General features: G+C 56.8%; 14 protein-coding genes. 2 read left to right on the top strand and 12 right to left on the bottom strand.

Annotated features, from left to right (window positions below; genetic code table 11):
* Positions 1–173 precede the first annotated feature (173 nt).
* The 7 genes from Pla52o_RS23785 to Pla52o_RS23815 all read right to left on the bottom strand — a co-directional run bounded on the left by Pla52o_RS23785 (position 174) and on the right by Pla52o_RS23815 (position 8,172).
* Positions 174–680: a hypothetical protein gene (locus tag Pla52o_RS23785; RefSeq protein WP_146597130.1), complete on the bottom strand. Its 507-nt coding sequence runs from the start codon at positions 678–680 to the stop codon at positions 174–176.
* A gap of 85 nt (positions 681–765) precedes the next feature.
* The gene (locus Pla52o_RS23790; protein ID WP_146597131.1) at positions 766–1,458 is read right to left on the bottom strand and encodes a tRNA (adenine(22)-N(1))-methyltransferase; all 693 of its coding nucleotides are present in this window, start codon (positions 1,456–1,458) and stop codon (positions 766–768) included.
* A gap of 15 nt (positions 1,459–1,473) precedes the next feature.
* Positions 1,474–2,469, bottom strand: a complete 996-nt coding sequence (locus tag Pla52o_RS23795) for a TIGR00266 family protein (protein WP_146597132.1) — start codon at positions 2,467–2,469, stop codon at positions 1,474–1,476.
* Between the two features lie 511 nt (positions 2,470–2,980).
* The gene (locus Pla52o_RS23800; protein WP_146597133.1) at positions 2,981–3,235 is read right to left on the bottom strand and encodes a BON domain-containing protein; all 255 of its coding nucleotides are present in this window, start codon (positions 3,233–3,235) and stop codon (positions 2,981–2,983) included.
* Positions 3,236–3,524: 289 nt separating this feature from the next.
* Positions 3,525–5,306 carry an IRE (iron responsive element) gene (locus Pla52o_RS23805; protein WP_146597134.1) on the bottom strand — a complete coding sequence of 594 codons (1,782 nt, stop codon included), beginning with the start codon at positions 5,304–5,306 and terminating at the stop codon, positions 3,525–3,527.
* Positions 5,303–7,198 carry an ABC transporter permease gene (locus Pla52o_RS23810; protein WP_146597135.1) on the bottom strand — a complete coding sequence of 632 codons (1,896 nt, stop codon included), beginning with the start codon at positions 7,196–7,198 and terminating at the stop codon, positions 5,303–5,305. Before Pla52o_RS23810 ends, Pla52o_RS23805 begins: the two co-directional genes overlap by 4 nt.
* A complete protein-coding gene (locus Pla52o_RS23815; RefSeq protein ID WP_146597136.1) occupies positions 7,195–8,172 on the bottom strand; it encodes an ABC transporter ATP-binding protein in 978 nt (325 codons plus the stop codon). Before Pla52o_RS23815 ends, Pla52o_RS23810 begins: the two co-directional genes overlap by 4 nt.
* Before the next feature lie 428 nt (positions 8,173–8,600).
* Here Pla52o_RS23815 and Pla52o_RS23820 point away from each other — a divergent pair, with 428 nt between their 5' ends.
* Entirely contained in the window at positions 8,601–10,055 is a 1,455-nt protein-coding gene (locus Pla52o_RS23820) for a bifunctional folylpolyglutamate synthase/dihydrofolate synthase (protein WP_146597137.1), read from the top strand.
* On the opposite strand, the gene Pla52o_RS27575 is transcribed toward Pla52o_RS23820, so the two are convergent.
* Complete coding sequence (locus Pla52o_RS27575) at positions 10,041–10,565, bottom strand: hypothetical protein (protein ID WP_231612620.1); 525 nt, start codon at positions 10,563–10,565, stop codon at positions 10,041–10,043. The two genes, Pla52o_RS23820 and Pla52o_RS27575, sit on opposite strands and share 15 nt — an antisense overlap.
* Before the next feature lie 205 nt (positions 10,566–10,770).
* Between Pla52o_RS27575 and Pla52o_RS23830 the strand changes: the two genes are divergently transcribed.
* Positions 10,771–11,541 carry a 4'-phosphopantetheinyl transferase family protein gene (locus Pla52o_RS23830; protein WP_146597138.1) on the top strand — a complete coding sequence of 257 codons (771 nt, stop codon included), beginning with the start codon at positions 10,771–10,773 and terminating at the stop codon, positions 11,539–11,541.
* Positions 11,542–11,587: 46 nt separating this feature from the next.
* Here Pla52o_RS23830 and dprA read toward each other — a convergent pair whose 3' ends face one another.
* The 4 genes from dprA to Pla52o_RS23850 form a co-directional block, all read right to left on the bottom strand.
* On the bottom strand, positions 11,588–12,901 hold the full coding sequence (dprA, locus tag Pla52o_RS23835; RefSeq protein ID WP_146597139.1) for a DNA-processing protein DprA: 1,314 nt from the start codon (positions 12,899–12,901) through the stop codon (positions 11,588–11,590).
* 266 nt (positions 12,902–13,167) lie between these two features.
* Positions 13,168–14,493, bottom strand: a complete 1,326-nt coding sequence (locus tag Pla52o_RS23840) for a TCR/Tet family MFS transporter (RefSeq protein WP_231612621.1) — start codon at positions 14,491–14,493, stop codon at positions 13,168–13,170.
* Between the two features lie 92 nt (positions 14,494–14,585).
* Positions 14,586–15,362, bottom strand: a complete 777-nt coding sequence (locus tag Pla52o_RS23845; protein WP_146597140.1) for a hydroxypyruvate isomerase family protein — start codon at positions 15,360–15,362, stop codon at positions 14,586–14,588.
* A 264-nt stretch (positions 15,363–15,626) separates the two neighbouring features.
* On the bottom strand, positions 15,627–17,882 hold the full coding sequence (locus Pla52o_RS23850) for a serine/threonine-protein kinase (protein WP_146597141.1): 2,256 nt from the start codon (positions 17,880–17,882) through the stop codon (positions 15,627–15,629).
* Between the last annotated feature and the right edge of the window lie 10 nt (positions 17,883–17,892).

Here is a 17,892-nt window from a genome sequence, read left to right on the forward strand (position 1 = left end):
CTCCCCAGCACGAAAACCGCGCGGCGAGGGAGCTTGCCGGTCGCATGGGGAGGCTGCGTTGGGCAGCGAGGTGATGCAGCGCAGGGAGAAGATTTCATCCTGCAAGTATAGCAGGGTCGCATCGGTTGGGGGGCTGCGCCGCCGCTACGAAATCAACGCCGCGGGAGAGCAATTCAGCGTGAAAACAATTCAGCGGGCGATAACAGTGCTGATTGCGTTGGCGACGAAGGGTCGGCCTCCGCACTCACCGATGTTGGCCGGCTCCGCGGAGGTTTCCCGGCACGCTTCCAAAGTTCCACCTGCTTGTCCTTGGCCTCTCGCAGGTCGGTTTCGGTTTGGGATGCATATTGCTGAGCATCTGCGATCATTTTTGAAACCGTTCCAAATCGCGGATCGGCGCGAACGGCACTCGATTGGCCGATACCGGCAAGCTGTTGCTGGGCGAACGCAAGTTGCTGTTCGAGTTCGGCGACGCGTGTATGCGCTGATTCGACTTCATCAAGTGTTTGTTCATCAAACTCGACCCCTGCAAACGAACGGATCCCGGCGTCGTTCAAAATTTCACGAATGGTCGAGGGGGCGAATAGTAAAGCTAGCATCGCCAGAACCAGGATCAATTCGCGCATTGCCGCGAATCCATCTCTCAGCGATGCGTATTTGTTGGGGTTTGAGTCCGTCATGATGGCATGGCACTTTCCTGGGAACCGAACCGTTTCTCATCTTTTCGCTTATTCGGAGACTCGGCGTCCAGAGCGATGAGGGAGGCTATGGACTCGCTGCCAACACTTTTTGAATTTGTTGCAACCGGTGTTTGTAGTCGCCTGATAATTGTTTGAGCCCACGCAGGTAGGCGGCTTCCTCGCGAAGTCGGGCTGCGAATTTAGGATCCCAGCGTTTGAGGATCAGCGGACCAAACAAGATCGCCGCCTGATGATCGATATCGGCGTAGGCGGGGTCGTTCGCCTCGCCCGCATCGCCGCCAGCAATTTCCGCTCGCTGTAACGAAATCACGGCGTATGGCCAGTGTCCCCAGGCAATTTGTTCTTCATGCAAATGAAAACCGCTCCGCAATCCCCACTGGCGAACGAGTTCATGTTGGCGATTGGGTTGCAAAATAACGTGATCTGGAACGCGGTCGGGGAACGCCTCAAGGATCTTGACGATACTTTCGGCTCCCATTCCACAGATACTCAAGCTGCTCAGCTCGCCGGGTTCGATCACCGCCAAGCCATCACCGAAGCGAACTTCGGCGTTAAGGGCTGTTAAGGCTTGGCACGAATTCTCATACGGTTGCGGCTTGTTCTCGACCGCAATCCCGCGGGCAATTCGCTTGTCGCGCAGCAGCGAAACGAGCAGCCCGCCGTGATCCGAACCGATGTCGCCGTGCGTCACCGGCGCATCACCGCCAGGATTGATGAGCGAAGCGACGGTTTTCAAGCGGATGTCTAGTTTCGGCATGGCAAAATCGTTTACTCAGTCTCCGTCGAGCAAGTTGCCAAAGGAGCCCAGGATCGAACCTTCGCCCTTTCCAGACGGACCTGCGTTGGCCACGATTCGCTCCGACAAACGTCGCATCGGTAAACTTTGTAGCCAGACTCGTCCGTGACCACTCAGGGTGGCAAGGAATAGGCCCTCGCCTCCGAGGAACATGCTTTTCAAATTCCCGGCACGCTCGATGTTGTATTCCATGTGGGGTTCAAACGCGACCAAACATCCTGTGTCGACCCGTAGAGTTTCGCCGTGCAATTCTCGCTCAATGATCGTTCCACCCGCGTGAATGAACGCTAATCCGTCGCCAACGAGTTTTTGCATGATGAAGCCTTCGCCGCCAAACAAACCGGTTCCGATTTTTTTGTTCAGTGCGATCGTCACCTGAGTTCCCAGGGCGGCACACAAGAACGCATCCTTTTGGCAAATCAGATCGTTGCCCGCGATCGTAGCGAGATCGATCGGTATGATTTTGCCGGGATAGGGAGCCGCAAACGCAACGTGACTTTTCCCTACACCGGTGTGGGTAAAGTGTGTCATGAACAGCGATTCACCGGTGATTGCACGCTTACCGACGCTCATCATTTTGCTCAGAAAACCTTTGTCGGGTGACGAGCCGTCTCCCATCTTGGTTTCGAATTGAATGCCTTCTTCCATGTACGTCATCGCACCGGCTTCGGCGATCACGGTTTCTCCAGGATCCAGTTCGACGATCACCATTTGCATATCGTTGCCGACGATCTCGTAGTCCACTTCGTGGCTGCGACGCGCGGGGGCTCCACCGCCGGTGGAGGCCATGGTTCGCGCTCCCGCGGCTACCGGAAACGGATTGACCGGCGCATCATCGAACAACTCGATTGGTTCGGACATTGCGGGGACTTGAAGCATGGCATCGCAGGAGGGGCACTTGACTCGTTTTCCGGCGTAAGTTTCAGGGACGGCCAATTGTTTTCCGCATTGGCAGTGAATGTGAATGGTCATGAGCAGCGTTCTGAGAGATCGGTTGGACGTCGTTGCACTCGGCTTTCATCGGTCTCCGTCGATGAGGCGAGCGATGCCACGATGGCAACTTATTTATAGCGTATGAAGCGATGAATGGTTCAGGCTTGTCCGACCTCGCCACGCATGAATTTTTTGGCGTTTTCGCAGCGGTCCCATGGCGGCGATTCAGCGAGCCCCTTCAGCGATTCCCGCGGAATCGGAGCAATGGGGGGGCGGTCCGTGACCGCTTGGCCGCACCGCGCTCGCGCGCCGTCTCTTCAGACCTCAAGTCAGCCAAGTTCGCTAGGGAAGAACGCGAATAAGAGATTGGCTCACCGATGTCGTTCCGTCATCAGGGCGTTGCTGCGGACGAGATTATTCTCGTTTTGCCGCGGCACTCGGCTGTCCCTTTTAGAGCCATTGGACAAATGACGTGGGATTCAAGCCGTAGCTGCGTGCACCAGAGCGTGGGCCACCGCGAACGCGACGGTAGCGAGATCAAAAAAACGCTCTAGCGAACGGTCAAGCGATCCTTCACGGTGAAGACGCCGGGAGTTTCGATCGCGGTTTGGTATGCCATCTGACGCAAGTAGTAGCTTTCCATTTCGCCGCGAAGCACCACGGCACCGACATCGCCGACCGTTACATCCACTTGGCGAAGCTGGCGATAGCTGCTGGCTTTGAAGTTGCACAAAATTTGGTATCGCAGTTGTTCAACTTCGGTGTTGTCGTTTGCAACTTGCGTCTCTACCGGCATACCCAGCATTGAATCAGTCCTTTGAATGCGAAAACAAAATTTCAGAGTGTGCTTGTGCACTCACTCTGAACAGGCGGGGTCGTCTCATGCTGACGACGTATTCAGGGGTGAGTGCAAGCGGCCAAGCAAGGTTGGCCTGAATGGGAGCAAACATTCTCACACCCCCCGCCCTGTTTGGCAATGGGCAACTGCTAAAAAGATTTAGCATCTTTCGGAGCTAGCAATTTTGATTCGCTGTCCCTAGCGACGATTAATCGCGATTTCTCAATCGCGTTTCTTAATCGAGACGACGAGGACATTACGGCGCGGCGTCGCCCTCTCCCTGCTCCTCGGCCACTTCGGGTTCGGCCGGCGAGTCGTTGTCATCGCTGGCCTTGCTCTCGCCCTTGTCGTCTTTGTCAGCTTCCTTGTCGCTGCCATCCGCTTCGGGCTCAGGCTTCGCTTCGGGCTCAGGTTTATCCGCATCCTTTTCGGCCTTCATCTCTGGCTTAGCATCAGCCTTTTCGGCTGGCGGCTTTTCGCTGTCGGCTTTTTCCTTTTTCATCTCCTCAGCCGCTTTGCGTTCACGCTCGAGTTCTTCCGCTTCGAGTTCTTTCTTGCGGGCTTCGACCTTCCGCTTTTGGGTTTCGCGGACCGTTTCGTAGACTTCCGAACTGGCTCCGCCGTCGTTTGACATCATCTCGACGAACGCAATGAGTGGGAAATCGTCCGACAATTCTTCGCTGTCGATCGCGATCGAGTAACGGCGAATCGACTTCATCAAGTCTTCGGCCGAGTCATCGATGGTCAAGATCGGATAGTCGTCAAAGATCTCGGCCCAAATGCCGAACGCTTCCTCATAGAGCGAGATTGCGTTGTCAAGTTCGGCGGCTTCGTTCGCTTTCTCGGCTTCGAAAATCAAGCGTCGCGCTTTGACGGTTCGCTCTTCTTGTTCGGCCAGCGACAACGTGTCCCAGTAGGGATAGTTGATCTGTTTGCGGTAGCCGTCTGTCTTTTTCTTCCGCTCTTCGAGGTCAACAATTTCGCCTGCCAATTCGATCGCTTGGAGTCGCACCTTGGGATCAGCTTTCTTAGCGAAGTCCATGAGTTCCGCATAGGAATTCCAGTTCAAGTCCGACTGGCCAAGGATCTTCTCGAGCTCTTCGACGCGAAGCGCCTGCAAACGAACCAATTCATCGAGTCGCCCTAACTTGATTGTAAACGGCGATGTCGTCGGCACACTTCGCTCACCAAATTCACGCCAACCCGCCGAGGCTAATTGCCACGCACTTTGCGCGCGATCATCGAGTACGCCTTCGGACTCGATCGCTTCGGCGTGCTTGATACGCCACTTGGGACCGGTTTCAAAGAAGTTCAGCGGGGTTTGGCGACGGATTTTGACTCCCGAGTCAACAATTTCGTAGCCGTGGAAAAGCCACAGTCGACCGACCAACCAATTGTCGGGTTTGAAGTAAGGACCACGGGCATCGGGGCTATCCACCGCGATCCCTTGTTCCATCAACGATTCATGAAGCGGCTCGTCGTCGGAGAACAGTTTTCGGAACTGAGTCTTCTCGTCGGCCATCCCCATTTTGTTGCCATAGAACCAACCGGTGTACCAGACCAAGCGGGGCGCGTTGCGATTCTGACGCACTCCTTTGGACAAGAACTCGGTTCCTTCGCGGACCATTTCGTAGCGTTGACGATAATCGTCGAACTCGGTGGAAACGTTGTAGGCAAGGTTGTGAGCTTGATGCTCCCAAACCTTGTCAAAGTGAGGCTGCAAGAGTGCGATGTTGTTGAGCGTCGCTTTCAAACGATCCCATTCGTGAAGCACCTTGTAGTGGTGTGCTTTGTTCCAAAGCAACGTTGCCGCAACCCCACGAAGCCCCAACGAGGCAAGCTTCATGGTTTCGCTAGCAGGACTAATCTCACCGAGGTCGCTTTCGGCGATATTAAACTTGTTACGCATCTCGGCAAGTTGACCACCGGAGTCCCCCGTGCCCCCGCTCGGTTGCCCGAGCATGTACAGCGGAACGACCATGGCCAACAGGATGACGAGGTAAACAAGTTTGCGATTGAGGACAGTAGTACGGTTCATGCCGCGATCTCACGCGATTTCAAGAAAAAGTAACTGACGAGAAATGCCAAAATGCAGTAGCCCAGGGTGGCTGCGGCATGGCGTGCCAACAACGCGCCAAAAATATCAAAGCCGCTCGCCGCGTATTCCGCGGTGCTGACCATTTTGGGCAAGTTGGGGAGTGCGGTTGCGACGGCATCGAGTGAATACACGATCCCGGCGTCCACCGTCTTGATGACTTTGCCCGCCAAATCGTCCACATCCAATTGGGTCGTCATCGCGTCTTGCCTGAGGATGCGCACCACCGACTCGATCGGTCCTCCACCTCGCTCAATCCCCGAGTCGATGTAATGACGCGTGTCGTACACTTGCTCGGCCGAGAAGCCCAGCAGCACGCACGCGGCGGTGGCGACCATCGCGACCGGTCCACTGAGGAACGTACTGAACATCACGCCGAAGGCGACGATCATCGTCATCTGTAACCAAATCGAAAGGTACGCTTTGGTTAAGTTCCAAGCAAAGCTGTTCTCGCCGGGACGTAGGTAGACGCCGCTCTGGGTAACGCCCAAGTATTGGCTGCGATCGAGACAACGAATTTGGACCAGTAGTTGGCCGTTTTCATCAACCAGATCATCGAACACATTGAGCATACGGGTTTCGTTGCCATCGGTGCCTTCGATGCTCAGTGGCAAGATTTTTTCGTCGACGGTGTACTCGTCCACGATAAATGTGATTGGATTACTGCTAATCGCTTTGCTCGGATGCTTCATCGTGATCGAGCCACGAATCCCGGTGACAATATCGCCTTTGTAAGAGCGATAGGCACGGATCGACATGTCCAATGGCAGTCCATCTTCGTAGCGATCAGGCGTCACATCCGAAAACAGGAACTCGGCAAGCCCGAGGGATCCCCCTTCGATATAGCCATGCTCGACGCGCCGTGGTCCTGAGGTGACCCCCACCAAGCGAGCAATCCCTGCGCTGGCGTAGCCCTCTTGGACCTTTTCCTGACCGACGTCGATCCCGGTGTCCTTTTTGTCGCCTTGGCGATCGTAGAACTGGACCTGGCCGTAAGAAGGAATACGTGCACGCAGCCCGCCGGTAGCAGGTCCAATCGTGAACGTCCCATCATCGGCGCGAGTGACCACATGGCGATGGCCGCGAACCATGTCCGTTAGCCCAAGGCCTCCGGAATCAGGATCGATCGAGAAGGCGTGTTTATGGCCGCGAACGTAATCGGTTTCCCCTTCGAGTCGCCCGTTACTTAATTCGCGTACGTCGGTGACTTCGAGATGGTTATGACGCAAGCCTCGGGTGACGAACAAGTAGCTCGCCAAACCCATCGGAACCAGCATCATCGTGCCCACGGCGACAAAACCGAGCATTCGACCGAGCACAATTTCGGTGGGACGCACCGGTTTGGTCACAATCGTATAGATCGTCTTGCTCTTGATGTCCGCAGGTAGCGAAAACGCACTGATAAACAACGCCAAAGCAAGGATCAAGTAGTTCGTCGCCGTTAAAACAAAGCTGATGTACAGTCGTGCCGGATCATCGCTTTCGGGGTTCAGGTACCAACCGGCAAGCAGCAAACCGGCCACAAACAAACCGACCACGAACAAGACTTTTCGCCGGATCGCTTCCTTGAACGCCAAGCGAGCCAACGCCATCACACGGCGAGCCGAAGTGCCGGGCAAGTCGAAGCGAACCAAGTCGCGAACCGTCCGCGCGACCGAATAAAATCCTTCACTCGGCCCATAGCGGGCTGCGGAGATCATGTAGCCAATGATCAATCCCAATAGAATCGCGAGCACGAGCAGCACAATGCCTTGCAGCAAGGCGCTTTCGAGGAATGCGTTGGGACGGACAAGCCATTCGTAGAATGACCAAAAATCCTCTGGTTGTAGCGTCATTGACCCGCTTCCTCCGACAGACCACCTTCGGAAGTCACGCGACGTGCTCCTGGGCGGTTTTCACTCTCGCGAACAATGTTCAGGAACAGGTCTTCCATCGTCGCGGTTGGATTGTCGATCGACTCGACCGTGCCACCGTGTCGTTTGATGACTTCGGCGATCTCGGTCTTGGCCGCTTCGCTTAACCCGCGAGCATGCACTTCGGTGATGTCTTGGACCTTCAACAGATCCGAGACGCGACCGAGTTCTTTCAATTCACCTTGGTGCAAGATCGCAACGCGGTCACAAACGTCTTGGACGTCAGCGAGTTGGTGGCTGCACAATAACACCGTCTTGCCTTGATCTCGCAGTGCGAGAATCAAATCCTTCATTTCGCGAGTCCCGATCGGGTCGAGCCCGGTGGTCGGTTCGTCGAGCAAAATTAGGTCGGGGTCGTTAATCAACGCCTGGGCCAAACCGACCCGGCGTGTCATCCCTTTGCTGTATTCGCGAAGCTGGCGATGTTTGGCTCCTTGCAGCCCCACCAACTTGATTAATTCCTCGACCCGTTGCTTCCGTTGAGCCCCGGACATGTTGAAAAGTCGGCCATAGAAATCAAGCGTTTCTTCGGCGGTCAAGAATTTGTACAGATAAGATTCTTCGGGCAGGTAGCCGATCCGCTCGTTCTTGCTCGTCTCGGTGGCGTCTTTGTCAAAGACCAGCACGCGGCCGCTGGTAGGGAACAATAGCCCGAGAATCAATTTAATTGTCGTCGATTTGCCGCTACCGTTGGGCCCCAGTAGGCCGAAGATTTCGCCGCGGCGGACCTCAATATCGAGCGATTTGAGCGCGTGGACCTTCTTGCGGCCCCAAAAGTCGCGGTAGATCTTGCTCAGATTTCGGGTTTCAATGACCACCCCCGAATCGGTGTCCGCAGAACTATTCGGAGCGGCTTGGTCGGCAGACTCAGCGACCGCAGTAGCATCGGTATCCACGAGCAAACGCTTTCTGTGTTGAGAAGAAGAAAAATAGGATCATAACGAGGTGCATCCCGGTAAATAAAAAGCCGGGATCCGAAGGTTTTTACGATACGGCGGTATCCCGTAAAGGGTTCGGATTTTTACCGCAGGTTTACCGCAAGAAACAGGACCCCAGGGCCGGTTAGGCGGCGATGATCGCCCAGGCGAGTCGCGGTGAAGCGAGAGCGAGCAGACCTAAGGGAGTCGTTCGGTTCGCCCGGGGCAAGGAAAAGTCGGGGCGAGGGGGCGTGAGCATCGGGGCGACCGAGCGAAGCACCACGGATTGCCAATTCGCTATCCCAAAGCCTAAAAAACACATTCTAGCTTCGGAAGTTAGAGCCTTCGGAGCCCTTACCGGCCGCGATCGCTTGTCTTGATTTCTTGTCGCGTGTCGTTTTGCGTTCATGTCTGCCCCCGGCTACCAAGACTCGCTCCGTTTTCTCTACCAGCGGATCAATTACGAGCGGATTTCCACGACGCCCGCCCGCTATCCATTTCGGTTGGGGCGGATGGTCGAGCTCGCCGAACGCCTCGGTTTGGGGGACTATCTCTATGCGAATGCCCTGCGACCGCCCAAGCCGGTGATCCATATCGCTGGCACCAAGGGCAAAGGATCGACCGCTGCGATGGTCGCCAGCATTCTTGCCGCCGCAGGTTACCGGACAGGCTCGTACACCTCGCCCCATTTGAGCGACCTCGAAGAGCGGTTCCGGATCAACGGAATCCCCTGTGCCCCCCACGAACTCGTTGCGTTGGTCGAGCAAATTCGCAACGTCGTGGAGGAAATGGACCGCGAATCAGGCTCGGCACCGACATTTTTCGAGCTGACCACGGTGATGGCGGTGCTGCATTTCCAGGCCCAGGCGTGCGATGCCATCGTGTTGGAAGTGGGCCTCGGCGGGCGACTCGATAGTACAAATGTATTTGCGTCGTCGGTCACCGCGATCACCAGCATCGGATTGGACCACCAACAGGTGCTCGGAAATACGATCGCCGAAATTGCGACCGAGAAAGCGGGCATCATCAAGCCCAACGTCCCGGTCGTCTCGAGCGTGGTCCGGCCCGAAGCGATTGAGGTGATCCACGCCGCGGCGGCAAAACAAAATTCGCCCCTCTATCAATTAGGCGAAGCGCAACTCGGCGAAGGGCAACTCGGCGAAACGCAATTGGGTAAAGGGGGATGTGCGGTCTCGCCGAGTCGTCACGATTTTACGGTTTCCAACGAGAGGCACCCCGAGTGGGGGTCACAAATTCATTACCGAGGGCTCACCGCACCGCTTCGCGACCAGCGCGACGTGACGTTAGCGATGGAAGGTGCCCACCAAGTTCGCAATGCCGGGGTCGCAATTGCGGTGGTCGACTTGTTGTCCGAGCACGGTTTGGCGGTCCCTGAGACCGCATTCGATTCGGGGTTGTTCAAGCTGAACTGCACTGCTCGTATCGAGCGATTCCAGCTCAAAGAAGGGGGCATCGCCTTGGTCGATGCTGCCCACAACGACGATTCGGTCGCCGCCTTGATCCAAGCCATGGACGCTCGTTTGCAGGGGCGGCCGGTCACGATCGTGTTTGGGACCAGTCGAGACAAATCGGCTGAATCGATGCTCGCGTCGCTGGCCCCCAAGGCCGCCCACCTCGTGTTGACGAAATACAGTGGAAACCCTCGCTATCGCGAGCCCACGGAAATGTTGCCGATGGTGCCAAGCGATTTTCGCCAGCATGCGGAAGTCGTCGAGGATGCGATCCAGGCTTGCAAACGCGGCCTTGAACTGGCAACCCCCGAGGGCGTTTTGGTGATTTGCGGTTCCTTCTTTCTCGCCGCCGAGGCGCGGCAATGGATCTTGAGCTTAGGCGGTACTTGAACCGAGAATCAGTTCGACGTCGCTAAGGGGCAACTCAAGCTGTTGGCTGATTTCCTCGGACGTTAATCCCGAATGATGCAGTGCCGCGATTCGCAGCTCTAAGACCGAGCGTGTCTGGGACGCATTTTTCACTTGACGCAAATCAACTTGGTTCGCGTCCGCAGCCGGACCGGGGGGGAGCGTCGCCAAGGTATCGATCCGCTCGTCAAGTTGCCGCATCAACGTTTGCACGACCGCGATCCGTGTATCCAATTCGGCGGTCAACTCTCGTTGCAGGTCGAACATCGCGACTTGCCAGCGCTGAGTCTCCGCAGGAGCATCGGAAAGGGGCGCCACGGGGTCTTTCCGCTGCTGGATCGCTTTGAGTTCCCGGTGGGTTGCTCGCGAGTCTTGGTTGACACGTTTACGCAACGCGATTTGCCGGCGTGCCAGCACCCAGCCTAACATCACAAACCCAGCCAACATCAAGAGCTGAGCCTGTTGCATTTGGGCTAAAATTGTCGTTTGCATTCTTTACCCAACAAAACCGTGTTACCTAATCAAACCTCTCTGAGCTACGGTTATGATTAGATCGACCGATCCGCCCCAGCATCATTGAAACTTTTCATTTGATTTCGTTTCCCCCGACTTTAGCACTCCTTTCGCCTGTCGCGGTTTTAACGAAAATGAGGAGCATGCTTCCCCTCTCCTCACGTACTCGCTAGTTCAAAGTTCGATGCCCACTTCGTGTGACGCCACCCTTCAATCAAGCAACGATACACCGGTCCGAGTGTGGCACGCGACCAGTTCCTCGGAGGTGCCCGGCCCGGTCGAGGCGTTCTGTCATCAATGGCTCGACGAATCCGAGTGTGAGCGCGCCGAGCGATTTCGCGTGATGACCAGCCGCAACCAACATATCGTCGGCCGTGGCATGGCGCGACACTTGTTGGGCGGCTCCGAAGTGCCCGCTCGAAGCATCGAGTTTCATGCGTTGCAACATGGCAAACCCGCGGTGAAATCGCCCCCGGAAATCGCGCAACCCTTTAACATCGCACACACCGATGGATTGGTGCTTTGTGGCATTGGTCATACGAAGCATCAATTGCTTGGGGTGGATGTCGAACGACTCGAGCGGCGAACCGATCCCGAATTAGCCACCCGCTATTTCTCGGCTCCGGAAATTGAGTACGTTCATTCGTTCGCCGACGCCCGCAAACGCAAATCGGCATTCCTGCGAGTTTGGACGCTCAAAGAGGCGTTCATCAAAGCGATCGGGACCGGATTGCACACCCCGTTGTCCGATTTTGCATTTGAAAATATCGACGATGACACACCGACCATTCGCATGCTCGATCCGCGATTGGAGAGCGATCAACAGTGGAGTTTCTTCTCCTTCTATCCTCGCCAGACCTTTATCGCGGCGATCGCAGTGGCAACCCACCCGGATGATCCGCGGGTTTCGATGCAGCTTAGTGATTTTGACGAAGTCGTGGCCCAGCACGCTTAACGCAGGTCGTTGTTCCAGGTGGTGGCGTACTTGATCACGCCACCGGTCAAACTCGCGAGACGTATTGGCCACTCAAGCGTCGTACCAGCGAACGCATCTCCAGTACGCTGATCGTGGCCAACACTCGATGGGCGGGCAACTCGGTTTTGACAATCACCTCGTCGATCGGAGTGCTCGTTTCCCCCACCGCGTCGAGTACCGTTCGCTCGAGTTCGTTGAGTAACAAATCGGCGCCGTTGCGAATCGATTGTCCCTCGCCCATCTCGATGGGGCTGCCCATCGGTCCGATTCCCTCAAGTAGATCTTCGATGGTTTGTACCAATTTGGCTCCGTCGCGAATCAATTGGTTGCATCCTCGTGACATGCGGCTGGTCACGGGGCCGGGCAACGCCATCACTTCGCGGTTCAGCTCGCACGCTAAGCGAGCGGTGATCAGTGCTCCACTGCGATCGGGCGCTTCGATCACCAACGTCGCCAACGACAACCCGGCGATCAATCGATTGCGTTGTGGAAACGTTCCCGCGTGTGGTTTGGTGTGAGGAGCATACTCGCTGATCACGGCCCCGTTGGCGGCGATTTTTTCCGCCAACGGTTTGTGCTCACTGGGGTAGATCTCCGCAAGTCCACTGCCGAGCACCGCGATGGTTCGGCCACCTCCATTGAGGGCCCCTTCGTGTGCAGCCGAATCGATCCCGCGCGCCATTCCGCTAACGACCGTGACGCCAGCGCGGGCCATCGCGTAGCCGAATCGCTCGGCTTGCTTCAAACCATACGTCGTGGCATGCCGAGTGCCAACGATCGCGACCGCAAGCTCATCGTTCGCCAGGATCTCGCCATGGACAAACAGAATCGGCGGGGCATCCGGAAGATCAAAAAGGGAAGGGGGATAATCGTCGTCGTCTGCGGAAACAATCGCCACGTCGTTTTGACAGCACCATTGGATCATCGAGTCGACATCGACATGATGTGATGCGGTCCGAATGGCATGGGTCAGCTTGGGGCCGACTCCATAAACCGATGCGAGTTGCGCGTCCGCCGCGTGCAAAACTTGCTCGGCGGAACCGAATTGCTCCAGCAGCGCGGATAACGTTCGTGGCCCCATGCCGGGGAGCATCGAAAGCAGCAACATGGTTGCCGTTTCCGCACGAACGATTCGTTGCTTCGGGGCGTCGGGGACGGCTGAGGCGTCCGAGTGGACTTGTGCTGGGCTGACGGGCTCGGACCGGGCGGGATCTGGCGGACGCTCGCTGAAGGTGCTCGCCCACAAGCCGTCGTCTGGCAGCGGTTCGTCTGGCAGACCTTCGTCTGTCAGACGCGTGGCTTGCTCGTCATCGTCCCGCGGCGTCGGTTCGGATCCCATTATCCCGGTCCCTGTCGGAATGGGGCGCGGGGGGCGGCGGGGCGGGGCCGCAACGGATGTGACCTGCGCCGCGCCGCGTGGTCCTGCGATCGATGACGCGAAGTGAGCATTTCGCATCGAGGGTAAATCCAGCGCATGGGCATCCCCTAACTCTCCACAGAAACGAAGCGAAGAGAGTGACGGGCGATCGGTCGACGTCACTCGCAATGCGTCAAGTACACTGCGTCAAGTATAAAGAGGCAGGGCGGGGAAAGTCGAGTCGCAAATCAAGTGGCGTCGTAATTCGACTCCGCCTCAACGGAATCCCGCTCCACGGTTTCCTCTCGTGGGAATCGATAAAAGACTTGGATTGCCACGACCAACGAAATCGTGATCAGCACCGCTCCGGCTAAAAAGGGAGCTCCAGGGATGGCCGCTGGTGCGTGATCGCTGGTGAAATACTTGAACAATCCAGCGGTAAAAAAGAGAGGAGCGATGACGTTCGTTAAACTGACCAACGAGGTGAGTGCCCCTTGGACCTTGCCCTGATCCGACTCGCTGACCGCGCCGGTAATCAAGCTTTGAATCGCAGGCCCTGCCAAGCCTCCGAGCGATCCGAATACGATCACACAGGGAATCATCCACGCTTGATCCGCCAAGCCATAGCCCGCGAATGCGATTGCCGAGACGAGCGTTCCAAACAGCACGGCGTTGCGTTCTCCGTAGCGTTTAATGATCGGGCGTACCAACCCGCCCTGGACAATGATCGCCATGATTCCGACCAACCCCAACGCCTTGCCGTTCGCAGCCGCGTCCCAATCAAACCGATACCCGGTGTACAGAACCCAGACGCTTTCGAGTCCTCGTTGGGCGAGCGATTTGCAAAGAAACACGACCGTCAATCCGACGACAAACGGATAAACCTTCAATTGCCTTAGCGTGCGGAACGGGTTGCCGCTGGAGAGTTGAAACTCGCTGCGGTTTTCCTTGGGCAAGGATTCCGGCAACACAAAGTAACCGTACATCCAATTCAGCAGCGCCAAGCCGGCCGCCAAGAAAAACGGCCAGCGCAAGTTGTAGGCTCCCAGCATCCCGCCGAGCGCTGGCCCGATCGTAAACCCAAGCCCGAACATCATCCCGACCAAGCCAAAGTTCCGCGCTCGGTTTTCATCGGTCGAGACGTCGGCAATGTAGGCATTGGCCGTTGTGATGCTCGCCCCCATCACGCCGGCAAGGAGGCGACCGATGAGCAGCCACCAAATATTAGGGGCAAAACCTTGGATCAGAAAATCGATGCCCAGCCCAAACAGCGAAACCAATAAAATCGGCCGACGTCCAAAGCGATCCGAGAGCGCACCGAGGATCGGCGCGAAGAGGAATTGCATCAGCGCGTACATCGCGCCGATCACGCCTACATAAAAACTGGCGCCTGATTCATCTGCTCCAATCAACTCTTGAATCAACTCGGGCAGAACGGGGATCACGATCCCGATGCCAAGGATGTCGATAAACAGCGTCAGCAGAATGAACGCGATCGCCGCCTTGCGCTTTTGGCGCGGCAGGGAGGGCGAAGGCGTGTCCGGATCCGGGAAATCGTTATTCAAGTCGCTCAATAGAGTCTCTTCAGTTAGCAGAGGCTCGGAGGTGCCTCATTGAATGAATTCAAAATGTTCGTTGGCGAAGTCGTGACGCCAAGCGGGATCGCTTACGAAGTAGCCGAAAACCAGCGAGCGACTTGCCGCAGTCCCGTTGGGGGATCGTGCTGTGGCCAATATTCTAGTCCCACGTAGCCGTCGTACTCGGTCGCACGAATGGCGGCAAAAATTTGCTCGTAGTTCAATTCCCCCGTCGTTAACTCGTGACGGCCGGGGTTTCCCGCAGCGTGAAAATGTCCAATCTTGTCGATGTTTTGCACAAGGTTGTGAATGACATGCCCTTCGCTGATCTGTTGGTGGTAGATGTCAAATACCACTTTCACCCGGGGGCTATTCACGGCATCGATGATTTCAAAGGCTTCCTCGCTACGGATTAAATAGTAGCCTGCGTGATCGACTAATTCGTTTAACGGTTCGATCACCAGCGTCACGCCGGACGATTCGAGCATCGGTGCCGCTTCACGCAATCCATCGATCAGCGATTGGTGTTGCTGCTGACGCGAGATGCCTTCGCGAGCGTCACCAACCTGCGAAATCAAAACGGGGCAATCAAGCTGCTTGGCGGCGGCGATGGATGCTTCGAGTCCGGCCAAATAATCGCTGCGCTGTGCAGGGTCCACCAGCGAAATGAACTTCGTGCAGCAGGCCGAAATCGCCATCCCCTCGGCATCACGCCACTTTCTTAGTTCGTCGAGATCTTTCTCCCACCAACACCAAAATTCGAATGCCTTGATTCCTGCATCCGCCACCGACTTCACCGCGTCGCCCAAGGGCACGTTCTCGAACACGGCATCAATGCAAACGGAGGGTTTCAGGTGGTTGGGCATGGGATTCTAGTGGGAGGATATCGCTTCGCAGGAGGCTCAAGGTTCCCGAAGCGTTTTTGAGTTCGTGTCGTCCGTGACGATGACGCAGAGGCAGGCTGGTTCCTGGTCGAGCAACCATCAACCAAAATCCTAGCCGAGCATCGCAACGCGCTGCGGCGAAAGGAGCCCCAGGCATGAGGAAGGACTCCGAAGAGTCTACACGAATGCGGACATCCCGCACGAGGGTGCCGCAGGATGCCCGAGTGGGTACCGGGCGGGGGGGAGCTATGGAAGGGGGAGATCAAGCAGGAGCTTGGGAGCCTCGTCTGAGCCGCGTTCACGGCTTGTAAAGGGCAACAATCCGTTATCGGCCCGCCCTCCCGCGAGGATCAGCGTTACGGAGCCGGTTTTCGAATCGCGTATAAACTCGGTTAGCACTTTCCCATCAATCACCACTTGGCGGTCATTGCCGTTGGACCGCTGCGACAATGCTTTTTCTGCTAAGACCGGCAATGAGCTCAGCCCCAGTTTTGAATAAGAATTGTTCCAAGACAACGCGAATCGACCCGATTCTTGCCATCGTTCGGCGGCGGGAGTGTCGACTCCATACAATCGCAACGTAGCATCCGAAGGCCGGTCCTCCCCAGGCAGCGTCAGCACCAGGTGGGCATCGACGATCTTACTGCGTTGCTTTCCGACCGCACTGAGATCGAATCGCATGTAGGCATGCTCGATCTCTGCGCCATTGCGAGTTTGAACCGCGATCCCGTGATTCAACCCCAGCGGATCTCCGGCGCCACGACGAACCGACGAATCGGCTCCATTGCCATCTGCGGAGCTGATCGCAATCGTATTGACCGCAACCGTAGACTTTTTGGGTTCACTCGCGGCATTCCCTTGCGGGCCGAGGTCTTTCATCGCGGTCGAATCGGGTGGCAATTCGGACGCGGCGATGGACGAGGGGTCAGCCGTATCGGACTGCGGCGCCGACATCGATGTCATTGCGTTAGACGCCTCGCTCTTTACTTCTTTCGGGGCGGGTTTGTCTTGCTTGGGAACTGGCTTAGGGTCGCTGTTTTGGCTTTTCTTCTCTTGCTTCTTGGCGTCTGCGGTGGGCTTGGCTGGTTTGAGTGGCGGCTTCGCAGCAGGCGCTGGTTTCGTTTCCGGTTTTGCTGCCGGCTTGGGCGCTGCCGGGGGCTCTTCACTCGCGACGTTGGTTGCGGGGGCGGGACCGCCGGACGCGCTCACGGCGGAGTCATTCACGTCGGAAACCTGAGCCACCGAACCGGAGGGGGGCGTTTCGGTCCGCCCCGAGAATGCATAGATGGCAATCGAGATCAACAGCAACGTCAAGACTCCGATCGCAACGAACGGCCATTGTTGTTTCCAATCGATCGATGACGAGGCGTTGGCAACGGGCGGTGTCGCAGTCGGGCTAGCCGGTCGACGAAGCGGCGCCACCGCCGCGGCCGTCGCTGGGCCGGAGGGGGTTCCGGGCATCGTTGCGGGCGGCGGCATGCCGGGAAACGCAAAGGGATCGGGAACCTCTTCGGGAACGAGCTCAATCACGTTGTCGGCAAACAGGTCGTCTTCCTGTTTCTTGTTGACGACTTCGCTTAGCCCAAGTTGTAGTTTGTTGATTGCCAGCGCGACCTCGGACTTGGCGTGGCACTGCTCGGTGACCCGTTTAATATCTTCGACGACTTGCTTTGCCGAATGAGGGCGGTCGCGAGCCTCTTTGGCTAACAATTGGTGAACCAGTTCCACCAACGGCGCAGGGATCGTGGGGTTCAGTTCGCTGATTTGCTTGGGCGTGTGTGACAAGATCGCGATCAATTGTCCCGACACGGTCGAGGACGCCAACGGCAAGCGGCCGGTGCACAATTCGTACAACACCACACCGAGACTGTATAAATCGCTGCGGTCGTCGAGCGGGTCGGTGCGTGCTTGCTCGGGTGACAGGTATCCGGGGGTTCCGATCACGGAGCCGGTTCCCGCAATCCGATCCATCGGAGTCTGGGCGAGCGCGAGACCGAAATCGAGAATCTTGACTCGTTCACTTCCCTCTTCGATCCAAATGTTGGCCGGCTTGATGTCGCGATGGACGATCCCTTTCTCATGGGCCGCCGCTAATCCTCTGGCGATCTGTTCCGCAAAATCGAGGATTTTCTCGTAGCCCAGCTGAACCTTTTTTAAGTTAATCGCTTCAAGCGTCTGCCCCTTCAGCAATTCCATGGCCATGAAGGGGGTGCCATTGCGCTCGCCCACCTCGAAGATCACCGCCACATTGTCGTGATGGACCGCCGCCATCGCGCGAGCTTCTTCGATAAATCGGGCCCGGCTATTCGGGGTCGCCGCGATTTTTTTGTTCATCACCTTCAAGGCGATCGCCCGTTTCAGGCGTGTGTCTTCGGCGCGAAACACATAACCCATCCCTCCCCGGCCTAGTTCGCTGATCACTCGATACGAACCGAGTATCCCCAGCTCGTCGGGCTGGGATGCAGGAGTGAGGAAGTCGTAAGTTTGTTGAGTCGTATTCATAGATTAGCGT

Source organism: Novipirellula galeiformis, assembly GCF_007860095.1.
Classification (GTDB): domain Bacteria; phylum Planctomycetota; class Planctomycetia; order Pirellulales; family Pirellulaceae; genus Novipirellula; species Novipirellula galeiformis.

Bases quoted from the DNA above. Each gene is read 5' to 3' on its own strand.
- Pla52o_RS23785 (WP_146597130.1), bottom strand. From the start codon at position 680: ATGACGGACTCAAACCCCAACAAATACGCATCGCTGAGAGATGGATTC.
- Pla52o_RS23790 (WP_146597131.1), bottom strand. From the start codon at position 1,458: ATGCCGAAACTAGACATCCGCTTGAAAACCGTCGCTTCGCTCATCAAT.
- Pla52o_RS23795 (WP_146597132.1), bottom strand. From the start codon at position 2,469: ATGACCATTCACATTCACTGCCAATGCGGAAAACAATTGGCCGTCCCT.
- Pla52o_RS23800 (WP_146597133.1), bottom strand. From the start codon at position 3,235: ATGCTGGGTATGCCGGTAGAGACGCAAGTTGCAAACGACAACACCGAA.
- Pla52o_RS23805 (WP_146597134.1), bottom strand. From the start codon at position 5,306: ATGAACCGTACTACTGTCCTCAATCGCAAACTTGTTTACCTCGTCATC.
- Pla52o_RS23810 (WP_146597135.1), bottom strand. From the start codon at position 7,198: ATGACGCTACAACCAGAGGATTTTTGGTCATTCTACGAATGGCTTGTC.
- Pla52o_RS23820 (WP_146597137.1), top strand. From the start codon at position 8,601: ATGTCTGCCCCCGGCTACCAAGACTCGCTCCGTTTTCTCTACCAGCGG.
- Pla52o_RS27575 (WP_231612620.1), bottom strand. From the start codon at position 10,565: ATGCAAACGACAATTTTAGCCCAAATGCAACAGGCTCAGCTCTTGATG.
- Pla52o_RS23830 (WP_146597138.1), top strand. From the start codon at position 10,771: ATGCCCACTTCGTGTGACGCCACCCTTCAATCAAGCAACGATACACCG.
- dprA (WP_146597139.1), bottom strand. From the start codon at position 12,901: ATGGGATCCGAACCGACGCCGCGGGACGATGACGAGCAAGCCACGCGT.
- Pla52o_RS23845 (WP_146597140.1), bottom strand. From the start codon at position 15,362: ATGCCCAACCACCTGAAACCCTCCGTTTGCATTGATGCCGTGTTCGAG.
- Pla52o_RS23850 (WP_146597141.1), bottom strand. From the start codon at position 17,882: ATGAATACGACTCAACAAACTTACGACTTCCTCACTCCTGCATCCCAG.